The following is a 694-nucleotide window of genomic DNA, read 5'->3' as shown; positions in this document are numbered from 1 at the left end:
CAAGTGATTGAGCTTTCTGTTGCGGGTGAAGATTTAGTTTCATTTGAATTGGTTCGAATTCCAGCCGCTGATGTAGCAACACGAACGGTTGTTTTTGAAGAGAATGCTCGTGAGCAGTCTTTCTTGAATGAGCACGCGCTTTCTGACGTACTAACTACGCTTAAAGAGCGCGGCCAGCAATATCCAGCGGTTGGCCGTAAGAACAAAGACGGCAAGATTGAAGTTCTTGATGGTAGCCGTCGTCGTATGTCATGTATTTTGGCTGACAAAGAGTTCTTGATCTATGTCGCTGAAAACATTAACGGCGAACATGCTAAGTTTTTATCAGATGTAGCTAACGCTCATAAACCACTTTCTCTCTATGAGAAGGGGAAGGAGATGCAAGCGAAGCTTGATAAAGGCGAAGCTGAAGACCAGAAAGCACTCGCTAAAATGTTCCAGTGCAGTGAAGCTTTGGTGAGTGGCGCGTTGAAAGCGGCCGCTTTACCACTTGAATTATTACAAGCTTACCCAAATGTGAGCGATCTTGGCCGTCCGACTATTGTTAAGTTACACAAACAATTTAGCGGTCTTACTAGTGAGCAGCAACAAACATTACTGACCAAGTGTGGTGCTTCTGAAGGTTTTGTGTGGCAGCGCAGCGAAGCTCAAGGCGTAACTCGTTTAACAAAAGACGTGACAGAGACTTTAGAAG

The 694-nt window shown here is 45.0% G+C and carries 1 protein-coding gene; it reads left to right on the top strand.

Annotated elements, in window-relative coordinates:
- A partial coding sequence (locus AB4653_RS27605) for a ParB/RepB/Spo0J family partition protein (RefSeq protein ID WP_372105839.1) occupies nucleotides 1-694 on the top strand: 694 nt, incomplete at both ends.

It is taken from the genome of Vibrio sp. 10N.222.48.A3, assembly GCF_041475345.1.
Classification (GTDB): Bacteria; Pseudomonadota; Gammaproteobacteria; order Enterobacterales; family Vibrionaceae; genus Vibrio; species Vibrio tasmaniensis_A.
This window is presented reverse-complemented; position numbering and strand designations above follow the sequence as displayed.